The following is a 15,637-nucleotide window of genomic DNA, read 5'->3' on the forward strand; positions in this document are numbered from 1 at the left end:
TCGCCTGATTCCGAACGGCGGAGGTCAGGAGCCGTAGTTGACGGTGATCGTGCCGTCCCGGTTCACCGGGGTGTTGGGCAGGGGATCTTGTTGGACGACCTTGCCATCGGGTCCAGCGTCGATGGCGGGCCCAACCGTGGGCACTGTGGTGATGCCGGCGGCGGCCAGCGTCTGCATGACGTCGGCATACACCTTCCCGACCAGTTCGGGCATCGAGACTTGATTGCCCTTGGAGACCTTCAGGGTCACCGGCTGGTCGACGGCGAGTTCGGTGTTGGCCGGTGGGTCCATGGCCACCACCTGGTCGACCGGCGGGAGTCCGTCCACCGGCACCTTGAGGATCTTCGTGAAGCCCGCGATGCCCAGGTTGGCCTGCGCCACCTCGAATGGCTGCCCCACCATGTCGGGCAGTGACACGGCACCGGGACCCGTACTGATGAGGATGGTGATCTCGTCGGTGACCGCGGCCGACGTGCCCACGGCGGGAGTGGTGCCGTAAACAGCCCCTTTGGGCGCGGTGGGATGAGGCTGCTCGGTCTGCCCGACGTCCCCGAAGCCCTTCTCTTTCAGCCTGTTGGTGGCGGCCACCGGACTCAGGCCTGCGACGTCGGGAACGGGCTTCTGCTCCGGCCCGCTGGAGACGTTGATGGCGATGGTGTCGTCGACCCGGGCGGTCGCGTCGGCACCGGGGTCGGTACTGATGACGAGCCCGCGTTGCACCGTCGAACTCGACTCGGGATTGACGATGGTCTTGAAGCCGAGGTTCTGCAACGACACCTGGGCGTCGGCCTGGCCCTGACCGTGAAGGTCCGGGACGCGTTGGCGATCTCCGACGAACACGTTGACGGCCACGGTCACCACGAGCGCGAGCACGGCCAACACCGCTCCGACGGCCAGCCACCGCCTGCTGCCGCCGCGGGCAACCCGGCGGTGACCGGGTGCGGTCGAGGCAAGGTCGGCGTGATCCTTGTCGGTGTACACCTTCGGCGCGGCGGGGGCTTGACCGTCGCGAACGCGGATCAGGTCGCTGCGCATCTCGGCGGCGGTCTGGTAGCGGTTGGCGGGGTTCTTGGCCAGCGACTTGAGCACCACGGCGTCCAGCTCGGGCGACAACGCGGGGTTGCGGCGCGACGGAGGTGGTGGGTCCTTGCGGACGTGCTGGTAGGCCACGGCGACGGGGGAGTCGCCGACGAAAGGTGGCTCACCGGTCAGCAATTCGTAGAACACGCAGCCCAGTGAGTACACGTCGGAGCGGGCGTCGACGGTCTCACCGCTGGCCTGCTCCGGCGACAGGTACTGCGCGGTGCCGATGACCGCGGAGGTCTGGGTGAGCTTCACACCGTCGTCGTGCAGCGCACGGGCGATGCCGAAGTCCATGACCTTCACCGCGCCCGCGTTGTCGATCATGATGTTGGCGGGTTTGACGTCGCGGTGGATGATGCCGTTCTGGTGGCTGTAGTTCAGGGCTTGGCAGGCGTCGGCGATGATCTCGATGGCTCGGCGGGGTTCGACCGGACCGTTGTCGTGGATGACGTCGCGCAGCGTGACGCCGTCGACGTACTCCATAACGATGTACGGCAACGGGCCGTCGGGTGTCTCGGCCTCGCCGCTGTCGTACACCGCGACGATGGCGGGGTGATTCAGCCCGGCGGCGTTCTGCGCCTCGCGCCGGAAACGCAGGAAGAACGTGGGGTCCCTGGCCAGGTCCGCGCGCAGCACCTTGACCGCGACGTCGCGGTGAAGCCGCACGTCACGGGCGAGATGAACCTCCGACATGCCACCGAAGCCGAGGATTTCCCCGAGTTCGTAGCGGTCGGACAATCGCTGAGGGGTGGTCATTGGGCTATCTGTCCTGTGGTTGCCGTGGCGGTCGCCGGGCGATGGAATCCTACGACGAGCGGCACGCTCCGAGTGAATTCGCGCCCCACCCTCGCCCGTGACCGCATCTTTGCCGACCTGTTGAATCGGGTAGAACTGCGGTGACTGCCGATCACCACGATCCATCGTCCGAGGAGCATCATGCCCGCACCGTCCGCCGCCACGTTTGCGCGTCTCGCCGACCTGATCGCCATCCCGGATGCGTCCGAGCGCCCCACCCGCGCGATAGTCGAGGTGTTCACCGGCCAGCAGATGGCGACCATTCCGATCGGCACCGCGCAGGATGCCAAGGATGCGATCGCGCGGGCCCGGGTGGCGCAGAAGGAGTGGGTGGCCCGGCCCGTCGCAGAGCGTGCCGCCATCTTCCACCGCTACCGCGACCTGGTGCTGAAGAACCTCGACTCGCTGATGGACATGGCGCAGGCCGAGACTGGTAAGTCACGCAACGCCGCCCAGGAGGAGATCCTCGACATCGCGATGACGGCGCGCCACTATGCCCGCGTCGCGCCGAAGCTGCTGCGCCCGCAGCGGGTGACGGGCATGCTGCCCGGTCTCACCAAGACCGTGGTGCGGTACCAGCCCAAGGGCGTCGTCGGCGTCATCTCGCCGTGGAACTACCCGATGACGCTGGCGGTGTCCGACGCGATCGCGGCGCTGCTCGCCGGCAACGCGGTGGTGCTCAAGCCCGACAGCCAGACCCCGTACTGCGCGCTGGCGTGCGTGGAACTGCTGTACGACGCGGGCCTGCCACGCGACCTGTTCGCCGTCGTCCCCGGGCCGGGTTCGGTGGTTGGCACGGCCCTGGTCGAGAACACCGAGTACCTGATGTTCACCGGCTCCACCGCCACCGGTCAGCTGCTCGCCGAGCAGGCCGGGCGCCGACTGATCGGCTTCTCAGCCGAACTCGGCGGCAAGAACCCGATGATCGTGGCCGCCGGCGCCAATCTTCGCGAGGTCGCCGACGCCGCGGTGCGCGCCTGTTTCGCCAACTCCGGGCAGCTCTGCATCTCCATCGAGCGCATCTACGTCGAACAGTCGATCGCCGACGAGTTCATCCGCGTGTTCGGCGAGCGCGTCCGCAAGATGACGTTCCGCGGCGGCTACGACTTCGGCGTCGAGATGGGCAGCCTGATCTCCGAGGAGCAGGTGAAGGCGGTGTCCGCCCACGTCGACGACGCCGTCGTGAAGGGCGCGACCGTGATTGCGGGCGGCACCGCGCGCCCCGACCTTGGCCCGCTGTTCTTCGAGCCGACCGTGTTGACCAACGTTCCCTCCGACGCCGAGTGCTACCGCGAGGAGACCTTCGGGCCGCTCGTCTCGATCTATCCGGTGGCGAACGTCGACGAGGCCGTCGCCCGCGCCAACGACACCGAATACGGCTTGAACGCCAGCGTCTGGGCCGCCACCAAGCGTGACGGGGAGGAGATCGCCGCGCGAATCCACGCCGGCACGGTCAACGTCGACGAGGGGTACGCGCCCACGTGGGGCAGCACCGCCGCCCCGATGGGTGGCATGGGCGTGTCCGGGATGGGCCGTCGCCACGGGCCCGAGGGTCTGGTCAAGTACACCGAACCTCAGACCATCGCCACCACTCGCATCCTGAATCTCGGTGGGCCGCGCGGACTTCCGCCGAAGGTGTGGGCGAAGATCATGCCGCCGTTCGTCAAGGCGCTGCAGTACATCCCCGGCCGCTGACACGTCGGCTATTGTCGGGCTGCGCCTGGCGACAGGAATTTGGTGAGAATCCAGAGCGGTCGCGCCACTGTGAGCCCACCCGACTGACGGGTGAGTGAGTCAGATACTGGGCCAGGCGCATGTCATCCGCACTTGGGACGCGAGATCCCAGAGGGAGTTGCCACCATGCTCATTTCGGAGTCGCCGTACCCGCCCGGTCCGAGAATCCCGCAGCAGACGCTGTGCGACCCGGCCTGGTCTGCCGCCGTCGTCCAATGGGGAACGGCCCCATGACACTTCGTACCATCGCGCTCGAACTCGTACCACCAAATGCCGAACGCGGCCGCGAGCACGCGTTCGACGAAGTCCAGAAGGTGCTCAAGGCGTCCGCAGAGTCAGGTCTCGACGGCGCGATCCGGCACGTGATGATTCCAGGCATGATCGAGGAGGACGACGGTCGGCCCGTGGAGATGAAACCGAAGTTGGACGTCGTCGACTTCTGGTCCCTCGTCAGCTCGGAAGTGCCAGACGTCAAGGGCCTGTGTACCCAGGTGAGCGCGTTCCTAGACGAACCCGCGCTCGATCGGCGCGTCGCCGAACTCGGGGAGATTGGGATGGAGGGCATCGCCTTCGTCGGGGTGCCCCGCACGATGAGCGACGGCGAGGGGTGTGGCGTCGCGCCGACGGATGCGCTGTCGCTGTACGACGGGGTGGTCGAAAACCGTGGCGTCATACTGATTCCCACCCGCGAGGGCGAGGGCGGCAGGTTCGAGTTCAAGTGCGCGAAGGGTGCCACCTACGCCATGACTCAGCTGCTGTATTCCGACGCCATCGTGAGCTTCCTCAAGGACTTCGCCGAGCGAACCGAACACCGTCCGGAAATTCTGCTGTCGTTCGGGTTCGTGCCGAAACTCGAAGAGCGCGTTGGCCTGATCAACTGGCTCATCCAAGATCCGGGTAACGCGGCCGTCGCGGCAGAGCAAGACTTCGTCAAGACCCTGGCGGCTTCGGAGCCGGTGACGCGCCGCCGGCTGACCGTCGACTTGTACAAGCGGGTCGTCGACGGCGTCGCCGATCTCGACTTCCCGCTGAGCGTTCACCTGGAAGCGACTTACGGCGTAAACACCGCTGCCTTCGACACTTTCGCCGAGATGCTCGCCTACTGGTCCCCGACGACACCCTGAACGGGCGGCATCCGCGGCGGATACGGCAGGTTGCTGCTGCTCTGCGGGTCGACGTGCACCGGTCGGCCGACGTAGGGAAACGCCCGCTGCGGGCACGCGGGACGGTCGCAGATTCGGCAGCCCGCACCGATGGGCACCGCGGCGTCGGCGGCCGTCAAGTCGACGCCGACGGAGTACACGAGCTTGTCCGCGTGGGCCAGGTCGCAGCCCAGCCCGATCGCAAAGCTCTTCGGTGTGCCGAGATACGTGCTCGGCGTCGACGACGAGGTCTTGGCAATCCAGAAGTACTCACGGCCGTCGGGCATCTGCGCCACCTGGGTGAGGAACTGCCCCGGCCGGGAGAACGCATGGTGAACCACCCAGAGCGGACAGTTACCACCCACCCGCGAGAAGTGAAAGGCCGTGGCTGACTGCCGCTTCGAGATGTTCCCGGCGCTGTCGGTGCGGACGAAGATGAACGGGACCCCGCGGGCATCCGGGCGCTGAAGCGTCGAGAGTCGATGGCAGATGGTCTCGAACCCGACGCCGAAGTGCCGAGCCAGCTGGTCGACGTCGTATCGCAGCTCTTCGGCGGCGGAGAGGAATTGCCGGTAGGGGAGCAGCAGCGCCCCGGCGAAGTAGTTGGCCAGTCCGATTCGTGCCACCTCACGCGCCTCGGAGCTTAGCTGGCCGTCGGTGGCGACGATCGCGTCGATCAGGTCGGAGTGCAGGAGCATCGCAAGTTGGGTGGCGAGCTGGAATGCCCGCTGGCCCGGCAGAAGCCACCGTGCGACGAAGAGGGTGGCGCTGGCCGGTTGGTAGCGCCGTTTCACGTTGGGCCCCAGCGCATCACCGTCGTCGATCACGACGGTGATGCCGAACTGCTCGGTCATCAACGACGCGAGTCGCTCGTCGAGACCACCGACGCGCAGCCGATGGGTGGCGAAGAGTTCCTCTGCGGCGTGGTCGAGTTCGTCGACGTAGTTGCGACGGTCGTAGAAGAAGTCTCGGACCTCTTCGAACGGCATCGGCTTTTGTCCCATCGCCGGTGCGTCCTGGTTGGCCCGGCCGTGCACCGTCTCGAGTTGGGCCGTGGCGTCGTGCAGACGACGGTGAAGGTTGACCATCGTCTGCCCGACGTCCGGCATCCTGGCCACCAGCTCTTCGATCTGGGCGGCGGTGACGGTGCCGTCGTCGAGGACGTCGCGTAGATCGGACACCAGCCTGGCGTCGGCGTCGGCGGCGAAGTAGTGAGTCGGCAGGTCGAACCGGTCGACGAGAGCCAGCAGCACCGAAACGGTGATCGGTCGTTGGTCGTTCTCGAGCTGGTTGACGTAACTGGTCGACAGGCCCAGGGCGCGTGCCAGCGCGACCTGTGTGAGGCCCTTCTCATCCCGCAACCGTCTCAGGCGGGCTCCCGCGAACATCTTAGCCACCGATCGAAACTCTACCGCCAGCGGCTTACACAACATTCGCAAGATGGGTCGGCTAAGGACACTGGATTACGCATTTACAGGGGGTTTCGGCCCCCAGCGGTGCTGCGTACCGTGCGGATCATGCTCGAACACGACGTCAAGACACGGCGCAGCGCCGACGAATTCCCCCGCTCCGCACACCTGGCCTGGAAGATCGCCCAGGTCGCGGCCGATCCGGTGCCGGTACCACCGGAAACCGAGGCGATGGTCGTCAACCGCATCATCGACAACGCCGCCGTGTCGGCGGCATCGGTGATCCGACGGCCGGTCACCGTGGCTCGGGCTCAAGCCCTGGCCCACCAGACCCGCAACGGCGCCAACGTCTTCGGCGTCGAGGGCACCGTGTCGGCCGAGTGGGCGGCGTGGGCCAACGGGGTCGCCGTCCGCGAACTCGACTTCCACGACACTTTCCTGGCCGCCGAGTACTCGCATCCCGGGGACAACATCCCGGCCTTGGTCGCCGTCGCACAACAGCTGGGCATCCGTGGCTCCGACCTGATTCGCGGCATCGCCACGGCCTACGAGGTGCAGATCGACCTGGTCCGCGGAATCTGCTTGCACCAGCACAAGATCGACCACGTCGCACACCTCGGCCCGTCGGTGGCGGCAGGCCTGGGGACGATGCTGCGGCTCGACCCGGAGACCATTTGCTCCGCGATCGGTCAGGCGCTGCACCTGACCACCGCGACGCGTCAGTCGCGCAAGGGGCAGATCTCCAGCTGGAAGGCGTTTGCGCCGGCCTGGGCGGGCAAGGTGGCGATCGAGGCCGTCGACCGTGCCATGCGGGGCGAGGGCGCGCCGGCACCGATCTGGGAAGGCGAGGACGGTGTGATCGCGTGGCTGCTCGCCGGACCCGAGCACACCTACCGGGTGCCGCTGCCCGCCCCCGGCGAGCCCAAGCGCGCCATCCTGGACAGTTACACCAAGGAGCACTCCGCCGAGTACCAGAGCCAGGCACTCGTCGACCTGGCTCGCCGAATGCGGAGCCGCATCGGCGATCTCGAGCAGGTCGACTCGGTGGTGCTGCACACCAGCAATCACACCCACGTCGTGATCGGCACCGGGTCCAACGACCCGCAGAAATTCGACCCCGATGCGTCCCGAGAGACGCTCGACCACTCCGTGATGTACATCTTCGCGGTCGCGCTGCAGGACGGCACCTGGCATCACGAGTCGTCCTACGCCCCCGAACGTGCCCACCGAGCCGACACGGTCGCGCTGTGGCGCAAGGTCTCCACCGTCGAGGACGCCGAGTGGACGCGTCGCTACCACTCGACGGACCCCGGCGAGAAGGCCTTTGGCGCCAGGGCGGTCGTGACGTTGACGAATGGTGAGACCGTTATCGACGAGCTCGCCGTCGCCGACGCCCACCCGCTGGGCGCCAGACCGTTCGGACGCGATCAGTACGTCGCGAAGTTCACCGAGCTGGCCGACGGTGTCGTCGACGCCGAGGAACGGCGACGGTTCCTGTCCGCCGCATGCGACGCGAGCAGCCTCAAACCGGGTGCCCTCGGCACGCTCAACGTCAGGGTCGACCCGCGTGTGCTCGACAAGGCGCCCACGGTGCCGTCGGGTATCTTCCGGTGACGGGCCTGTTCGCTGCAGCCACCTCGGCCGCCGACAAGCGCGCCGACTTCCGTAGGAAGCTTGAATCCAACCAGCTGCAACGCTTCCCGGGGGCGTTCTCGCCGTTGGTCGCCAAGCTGGTCGCCGACATCGGGTTCGAGGGTGTCTACGTCTCCGGCGCCGTTCTGTCGGCGGACCTGGGGCTCCCCGACATCGGCCTGACGACGCTCACCGAGGTGTCGAGCCGGGGCGCGCAGATTGCGTCGGTCACCGACCTGCCCACGCTGATCGACGCCGACACCGGCTTCGGGGAGCCGATGAGCGCGGCGCGCACCGTCACCCTCTTGGAAGACGCCGGCCTGGCCGGGTGTCATCTGGAAGACCAGGTCAACCCGAAGCGTTGCGGTCATCTGGACGGCAAGGCCGTCGTGCCCACCGCCGACATGGTCAAGCGGCTGCGCGCGGCGGTGTCTGCCCGGCGGGACCCGAACTTCGTCATCTGCGCGCGGACGGACGCCGCAGGCATCGAAGGGGTGCCGGCCGCCGTCGAACGGGCTCGCGCCTACGCCGACGCGGGGGCCGACCTCGTCTTCACCGAGGCGTTGGCAGGGCCGGCCGACTTCGAGCGGTTCAGGGCGGCGGTCGACACACCGCTGCTGGCCAACATGACCGAGTTCGGCAAGTCCGAACTGCTTGCCGCCAGGCAACTCTCGGATATCGGCTACAACGTGGTGATCTATCCCGTGAGCACGTTGCGGCTGGCCATGCTCGCCGTCGAGCTCGGACTCCGCGAGATCGACTCGGCGGGAACGCAAGCCGGCCTCATCGATCAGATGCAGCACCGCAGCAGACTCTACGAGTTGCTCCGGTATCAGGACTACAACCAGTTCGACTCCGACGTCTACGATTTCGCACTGCAGGGAGTGACACCATGACGATCGTCGCCGCGTCGGCCGAGAAACCGCGCATCCACAAGGGTTTGGCAGGTGTCGTCGTTGACACCACGGCGATCTCCAAGGTGGTGGCCGAGACCAACTCGTTGACTTATCGCGGCTACCCGGTCCAAGACCTTGCCGGGGAGTGCTGCTTCGAGCAGGTCGCCTATCTGCTGTGGCACGGCGAGTTGCCGACCGGCGTTCAGTTGCAGCAGTTTTGCGCGGGGGAACGCGCCAGCCGCGGACTCAACCGTTCGATGCACTCCCTGCTCGCCAAGCTGCCCGACAACTGTCACCCCATGGACGTGGTGCGTACGGTGATCAGCTATCTGGGGGCCGAGGACCCCGACGAGGACGACAGCGCCGAGGCCGCGAACTACGCCAAGTCCCTCCGCATGTTTGCGGCGCTCCCGACGATCGTCGCGGCCGACATGCGCCGTCGCCGCGGCTTGGCACCGATCGCACCCGACGGGCAACTCGGGTATGCGCAGAACTTCCTGAACATGTGCTTCGGTCAGGTCCCGGAGCCCGTCGTGGTCGACGCGTTCGAACAGTCGATGACGCTCTACGCCGAGCACGGCTTCAATGCGTCGACCTTCGCAGCCCGGGTCGTGACGTCGACCCAGTCCGACATCTACAGCGCGGTCACCGCCGCCATTGGAGCGTTGAAGGGATCGTTGCACGGCGGTGCCAACGAGGCGGTCATGTACGACATGATCGACATTGGCACCGCGGACCGGGCGTCGGAGTGGTTGGACGGCAAGATCTCTCGCATGGAGAAGATCATGGGTTTCGGTCACCGCGTCTACAAGAACGGTGACTCGCGGGTGCCCGCCATGAAGGCAGCGCTGGAACGCCTCGCCGCCGTCCGTGACGGGCGGACGTGGCTCGACATCTACGGGGTACTCGAAGACGGGATGGCCCAAGCCACCGGAATCAAGCCCAATCTCGACTTTCCGACCGGTCCCGCGTACTACCTGATGGGCTTCGACATTCCGAGTTTCACCCCGATCTTCGTGATGAGCCGGGTCACCGGATGGACGGCACACATCATGGAGCAGGCCGCGTCCAACGCGTTGATCAGGCCGCTCAGCGAGTACTCCGGCCAACCTCAGCGCGCCCTCGTCTGAGCGCGTGATAGTGACGCCTTAGCCAGGGCGGGAGCTCGTCTACTTCGTCGGTCCTGGTCGAAAGCGATGCGGCGTAAGCGCTTCCGGATGCGGTGCAAGACCTGGCCCACCGTCGCGAAGCCAATTGGCGATGTCGGCTTCGGCACGTGCGTCCAGGACGTGGCCGAGCCACGTAGGCCGACCACCGGCCCGATGTCCGCGTCCAGACGGCGAAACCACCACGACATTGGAGCGTTCGCACGGTCCGAGGCATTCGCTTGTTCGCAGGTTGCCGATGCCCTCGACGAGCTCTCGCAGGTCCGCCAGTCTGGCGTCGTGGTCGATCGTCGGGTGCTTCTTCGCCGTGCCGCAGCAGCATCCGCGGCAGACGGTGACCGTCGGCTTGGTCTGGTCCAATGCCACTGTCGTACATCCCATCGGTTGGTAGGAGATCGGTGCGGTTGCTCACGGCCGGGTGTCCGGGGCGCGCCCATCGCGCGCCCCGGACCGAACCGCTTAGCCTCGGCTCCGAACCTGGTGGGCCGCGGCGACGAGGTTGCGCAGGGATGCCGTCACTTCCTCGGTGCCGCGGGTCTTCAACCCGCAATCGGGATTCACCCAGAGCCGCTCGCCGGGAACGGCTTTTAGTGCGGCGCGCAAGGACTCGACTATTTCCGCGGTGGTCGGCACGCGCGGGGAGTGGATGTCGTACACGCCCGGACCCACGCTGTTGCCGAAGCCGATCGCGTTGAGATCGTCGAGCACCTCCATGTGCGAACGTGCCGCTTCGATGGAGGTGACGTCGGCGTCCAGGTCGGCGATGGCGCCGATCACCTCACCGAATTCTGAGTAGCACAGGTGGGTGTGGATCTGTGTGGAGTTGGCCACCCCGGAGGTGGCCAGCTTGAAGGCGCCGACCGCCCACGACAGGTAGTCGTCCTTGTCCTTGGACCTCAGCGGAAGCAGTTCGCGCAGGGCGGGTTCGTCGACTTGAATGATCGAAATGCCAGCGGTTTCAAGGTCGACGGTCTCGTCGCGGATGGCCAACGCGATCTGGTTGGCGGTGTCAGCCAACGGTTGATCGTCACGAACGAATGACCACGCCAAGATCGTCACCGGCCCAGTCAGCATGCCCTTGACCGGCTTTCGGGTCAGCGACTGGGCGTAGGTCGCCCACTCGACGGTCATCGGGTGCGGCCGGCTGACGTCACCGAACAGGATCGGGGGCCGGACGCATCGGCTTCCGTAGGACTGCACCCATCCGTTCTGGGTGGCAAGGAAACCGTCGAGTTGTTCGGCGAAGTACTGCACCATGTCGTTGCGCTCGGGCTCGCCGTGGACCAGAACGTCGAGGCCGAGCTCTTCTTGCAACCTGATGACCGAGGCAACCTCGGCACGCATATCCTTGGTGTACTCCACCTGGTCGATGTCGCCGGCTCGTAATGCGGCCCGCGCCTTGCGGATCGTGGTGGTCTGTGGATAGGACCCGATGGTCGTCGTCGGCAGGGCGGGCAGGTGTAGCCGTTCGTTCTGAGCCTCACGCCTGGATTCTGGGGAACCCCGCGTCACCCCGGCAGCGGCGATCGACGAGAGGCGCGCACGCACGTCGGCGTTGTCCAGTCGCGGGTCGGAACGACGTGACGCGACAGCCGCGTTGGACGCGGCGATCGCCTCGGCGACCGCGTCGCGCCCCTCGCGCAGACCCCGTGCCAAAGTGACCACTTCGGTGACCTTTTCGGCACCGAAGGCCAGCCAGCTGCGAAGCGCTGCGTCCACCGCGGGTTCTGCGGCGAGGGTGTAGGGCACGTGCAGGGTCGAGCACGACGTCGACACCACCAGGGCGCCAACGGATTCACGCACACCATCCAACGTCCTCAACGCTGCGTCGAGGTCGGTCCGCCAGACGTTGCGGCCGTCGACCACGCCCGCGACCAGTGTCTTGCCTGCGAGTTCGGGAACGGCTCCCACGGCGTGACTGCCGCCGGCCACCAGGTCGACGCCGACGGCCTCGATCGGAGTACGGGCCAGTGCGGCCAGCGCCCCGTTCGGTGCGCCGAAGTAGGTGGCGACGAAGATCGCCGGCCGGTTCTGGAGACCACCGAGGAGACCGTAGGTGCGTTCGGCGAGTTCGGCGAGTTCGGCGCCGTTGTCCACGATGTCGGTGACCAAGACGGGCTCGTCGATCTGTACCCACTCCGCACCCGCGTCGGCAAGCGCGCCGAGCAGATCCGCGTAGAGCCCGACGACCTCGTCGAGCCGCGACATCGGAGCGGCGGCACCGTCGACGCCCTTGCTCAGGGCCAGGAACGTCAGCGGTCCGACGACGACCGGACGAGCGGGAATACCCTGAGTCTGAGCTTCTTTCAGCTCACCAAGTACCTTGTCGGGGTTCAAGGCGAACCGGGTCTCGGGCCCGATCTCGGGCACGAGGTAGTGATAGTTCGTGTCGAACCACTTGGTCATCTCGAGTGGCTGGATGTCGTCGGTCCCGCGGGCGGCCGCGAAGTACCTGGCGAGGTCGTCTTCGATGCCGGCGACCCGCGGCGGCAGTGCGCCGAGCAGGACGGCGGTGTCGAGAACCTGGTCGTAGTAGGAGAAGGTGTTGACGGGAACCGAGTCGATTCCGGCCTCCGACAGCGCCTTCCACGTGTCGTGGCGAAGCCCGGCGGCGACGGATTCGAGTTCCGACCGGGCGGTCCGGCCAGCCCAGTAGCTCTCGGTCGCCCGTTTGAGCTCCCGGCGGGGTCCGATGCGGGGCGATCCGAGAATGGTTGCGGAGAATGGTGTTGCGGTCATGTCGACGTCCTACGTGATACGGCGGGATGGCCATCACCAGTGGGCGTCGAACCGATGGCAGCATTCGTCACGACGAGTACTGCGCTTCGGCCGCCGCCCATTCCACGAGGCGATGATCCACCGAGCGCGGCGCGCTCGGTACACCTGGCAGGTCTTCGGACTCACAGGCGCGCACACATTCGTGCACCTAATGGCCGTCGCTTCCCAGCCCATGACGGGCCAGTGCTGATGACGGCGGTCGTTCCTGCTCACCGCTGCGGGACAGTCCCGGAATCTCACCGGGTTCCCTCTCGTGCCGTACACCTTTCGGCATGCCGCACTCGATGCCGGTCACCTTCTCGTGAACGAGGAGGTGACCGACAGACCAGTTGCGTCGACCAGAGTACGCGCCTGCCTCATCGGGTCGTCCGCGCCAGGCTATCGTTGGTCTCGTGGCCGGCAGTGAGGGGCTGGGCGGGCGTTATGAGCTCAGGGGCGTGCTCGGCGTCGGCGGGATGGCCGAGGTCCGCGACGGCTGGGACACCAGGCTGGGTCGCGCGGTCGCCGTGAAATTGCTGCATCCTGCCCTGGGTGCCCGGCCCGACGCGCGGGCCCGATTCGAGGAGGAGGCCCGCGCCGCGGCGCGCCTCTCGCACCCCAACATCGTTGCCGTCCACGACTACGGACACCACGGCGGCACCCCGTACATCGTCATGGAGCGGCTGCCGGGAAGCACACTGCTGGACGAGATTGGACGGGGCCCGATACCACCGATGCGGGTGCGCACGATTTTCGACGAGGTGCTCGCCGCGTTGTCGGTCGCGCATGGCGCCGGCGTCGTCCATCGCGACATCAAGCCAGCGAACATCCTCACCTCCGGCCTGGAGGAGGCGTCAAGGTCGCCGACTTCGGCATCGCCAAGACCGGTGACGCCGGGCATACCGCCACGGGTCAACTGGTCGGCACCATGGCGTACACGAGTCCCGAACGCTTGGCCGGGGCGCCGTCATCGGTGGCCGACGACCTGTACGCGGTGGGCGTCGTCGGCTACGAGCTCGTCGCCGGTCGGCCGCCGTTCCCGCAGAACGACGTTCAGTCCCTTGCCTTTGCGATCCTGAACGGTCAGCACGTGCCGCTCACGTCGGAGGTCGGCGTCGACCCCGCCCTCGCCGCGGTGATCGAACGCGCAATCGCACACGATCCCCGTGCGCGTTTCACCAGTGCCGATCAGATGCGTGCGGCCCTCGCGGGCCGGCGGCCCATTACGCGAGTGTTCACTGCCCCGTTCGCTCGGGTCGTGTCCAGCGGATACCCGGCGCGCCCCGCGCGATCGTGGACGCGGCGGCGGACCATCCTGACGACGATTGGGGTGGTGGTGGCGCTCGTCATCACCGTGCTGGCCGTCGCGCTGCAACCCACGTCGCAGAACGCCCCCGCCACCACCAGCACGTCGACCACGCCACCACCGCCGCCGTCGTCGAGCGTTGCGCCGCAACCGATCCCGTCGACCACGGTCGAACCGGTCGAACCTCCCAAACCGCAGGGCCCGCCGCCGGGCAGGGGCAACGACAAGGACAAGGGTCCGAAGAACCGCGGCTGATGGCCTACCTGACGTCGCCCGCGGTTACGCCGCGTCCGAACTGTCGGGCTTGTCGGCCGTGCCGCTCGGCTTGTTGTCGGCCGTGCCGCTCGGCTTCACCGTGGTGCGAACCTCGGGTGCGTCGTCGGAGTCGGCGGACCCTCGCACCTTCTTGGGCTTCGTCCTGGGTGACCCCTTGACCGTCTTCGGCGAGTCGTCGACGGTCGCATCGGACTTGGCTGGCGTCGCCACCATCTTGGTGGACTCTTCGGTGTCGCCAACCGTTGGTGCCGCAACGGGTTTCGCGCCACCGGTGGCGCTCGTCCGGTCGTGCTTCGTGACCTTGGTGATCTTCGTGGTCTCGTCGGGGTCGGTCGAGGTCTTTGCCGCCGAGATCGCCACGTTCTCGGACGCGGCGTCCAGCTGCTTGGCGGTCGTGGGCAGCTGCGGAGGCGGGGGCGGAGTGAACACCAGCTGCCCATGGTCGACGCGCGGCCCGAGATTCGGGGTCATGTACGAATAGCCCGCCCTGATCAACGGCATCAACATCTTGTCGATCTCGTCGACCACCTTGCGTGGCACTCCGAGTTGAAGCAGAGGCCTGGTGATGGGGAGCTGGGTACGAGGAACGACGTACGTGCTCGTGGTGCCTCCGGCCTCGCTCTTGACCTGCGACACCAGGACCGCGTCGTCCATGCTGTCGAGCGCCGTCTGGGAGTGGTCGTTCTTCCCGTTGACGGTGTACACCGCGCCCATCACCGCGTTGATCACGGCAAGCGGGTTCCACGGTCGGTCGGGCGGGTTGGCCCAACCGTCCCACTCCTCGTTGACGACCACGGTGTCGTACCGGGTCTCCGGGACGGGCCCGAACGTCTGCCCGAAGAACGGGACTGTCACCCCTGGCAGGTACATCTGGCCCAGGCCGCGCAACATGTCGCCGAAGACGTAGAACGTCAACACGTCTCGCGACGGCGCGTCGTTCGCCGACAGGCTTTGCAGATAGGCGAGTTCTCGTTCGACGACGAGCGTGCCCTCACTGATGCCCGCCACCGCGACGGGTTCACCCTTCGTCAGCTCGTTCAGAATCAGCTGGTGAAGCAACTTCTGGCCGAGTTTGGTCGACTGGTCCGTGGTCAACGCACCGGGTCCCGACACGAGCCCCAGTTGGCCGGGATAGTCAAGGGCAACCGACTTGCCCTTGGTGTCGGGTAGCCAGTTCTCGCCGACCCGCGACCCGAAGTCGAGCCATCCCTCTTGGGTCAGGCCCTGGCTGTCGAGGATGTCGGACAAAATCGGCCACTCGCTCGGGCGCCCGCCGTTCACGCCTATGCGGTTCTGAGCGGATGCCAATGCGCCAGGAGCGGCGACCGCGAGTGCCGCCGCGACCACCACTGCCGCCAGTGACCACCGACCCCTTCTGCCACCCCCGGCAACGACGGCGATCCTTCTTCTTCGGACGACGAAATCAATCATGTATTCCCCC

The 15,637-nt window shown here is 66.9% G+C and carries 9 protein-coding genes, 1 pseudogene and 2 riboswitches; of the genes and pseudogenes, 6 read left to right on the plus strand and 4 right to left on the minus strand.

The genetic code is table 11. From position 1 onward, the window contains the following. Positions 1-24 precede the first annotated feature (24 nt). Positions 25-1,839: a Stk1 family PASTA domain-containing Ser/Thr kinase gene (gene pknB, locus B1790_RS05890; RefSeq protein WP_079922276.1), complete on the minus strand. Its 1,815-nt coding sequence runs from the start codon at positions 1,837-1,839 to the stop codon at positions 25-27. A gap of 180 nt (positions 1,840-2,019) precedes the next feature. On the opposite strand from pknB, the gene B1790_RS05895 reads away from it, so the two are divergent. Beyond that, the gene (locus tag B1790_RS05895) at positions 2,020-3,573 is read left to right on the plus strand and encodes a succinic semialdehyde dehydrogenase (RefSeq protein ID WP_079922277.1); all 1,554 of its coding nucleotides are present in this window, start codon (positions 2,020-2,022) and stop codon (positions 3,571-3,573) included. Further along, a riboswitch (cobalamin riboswitch) is annotated at positions 3,574-3,703 on the plus strand. Between the two features lie 139 nt (positions 3,704-3,842). Next, positions 3,843-4,736, plus strand: a complete 894-nt coding sequence (locus B1790_RS05900; RefSeq protein WP_079922278.1) for a mycobacterial-type methylenetetrahydrofolate reductase — start codon at positions 3,843-3,845, stop codon at positions 4,734-4,736. Here the strand turns inward: B1790_RS05900 and B1790_RS05905 are convergent. Next, complete coding sequence (locus B1790_RS05905; protein WP_079922279.1) at positions 4,712-6,187, minus strand: short-chain fatty acyl-CoA regulator family protein; 1,476 nt, start codon at positions 6,185-6,187, stop codon at positions 4,712-4,714. The two genes, B1790_RS05900 and B1790_RS05905, sit on opposite strands and share 25 nt — an antisense overlap. Positions 6,188-6,271: 84 nt before the next feature. On the opposite strand from B1790_RS05905, the gene prpD reads away from it, so the two are divergent. Genes prpD through B1790_RS05920 form a run of 3 tightly spaced genes read left to right on the plus strand, consistent with a single transcriptional unit; the run spans position 6,272 to position 9,821 of the window. Continuing rightward, complete coding sequence (gene prpD / locus B1790_RS05910) at positions 6,272-7,777, plus strand: 2-methylcitrate dehydratase PrpD (RefSeq protein WP_079922347.1); 1,506 nt, start codon at positions 6,272-6,274, stop codon at positions 7,775-7,777. Beyond that, positions 7,774-8,691 (plus strand): methylisocitrate lyase, encoded by a 918-nt coding sequence (gene prpB, locus B1790_RS05915; protein WP_079922280.1) that lies wholly within the window; start codon positions 7,774-7,776, stop codon positions 8,689-8,691. Before prpD ends, prpB begins: the two co-directional genes overlap by 4 nt. After that, entirely contained in the window at positions 8,688-9,821 is a 1,134-nt protein-coding gene (locus tag B1790_RS05920; protein WP_079922281.1) for a bifunctional 2-methylcitrate synthase/citrate synthase, read from the plus strand. The genes prpB and B1790_RS05920 overlap by 4 nt, the downstream gene beginning before the upstream one ends. A gap of 495 nt (positions 9,822-10,316) precedes the next feature. Here the strand turns inward: B1790_RS05920 and metE are convergent, their stop codons facing one another. Beyond that, the gene (metE, locus tag B1790_RS05930; protein ID WP_079922283.1) at positions 10,317-12,596 is read right to left on the minus strand and encodes a 5-methyltetrahydropteroyltriglutamate--homocysteine S-methyltransferase; all 2,280 of its coding nucleotides are present in this window, start codon (positions 12,594-12,596) and stop codon (positions 10,317-10,319) included. Between the two features lie 128 nt (positions 12,597-12,724). Next, positions 12,725-12,935, minus strand: a riboswitch (cobalamin riboswitch). 92 nt (positions 12,936-13,027) lie between these two features. Here metE and B1790_RS05935 point away from each other — a divergent pair. Then, a pseudogene (locus tag B1790_RS05935) lies at positions 13,028-14,175 on the plus strand (serine/threonine-protein kinase). 24 nt (positions 14,176-14,199) lie between these two features. On the opposite strand, the gene B1790_RS05940 reads toward B1790_RS05935, so the two are convergent. Beyond that, the gene (locus B1790_RS05940; RefSeq protein ID WP_158083770.1) at positions 14,200-15,627 is read right to left on the minus strand and encodes a PE-PPE domain-containing protein; all 1,428 of its coding nucleotides are present in this window, start codon (positions 15,625-15,627) and stop codon (positions 14,200-14,202) included. Positions 15,628-15,637 lie beyond the last annotated feature (10 nt).

This window comes from Mycobacterium sp. AT1, assembly GCF_002043095.1.
Taxonomy (GTDB): Bacteria; Actinomycetota; Actinomycetes; order Mycobacteriales; family Mycobacteriaceae; genus Mycobacterium.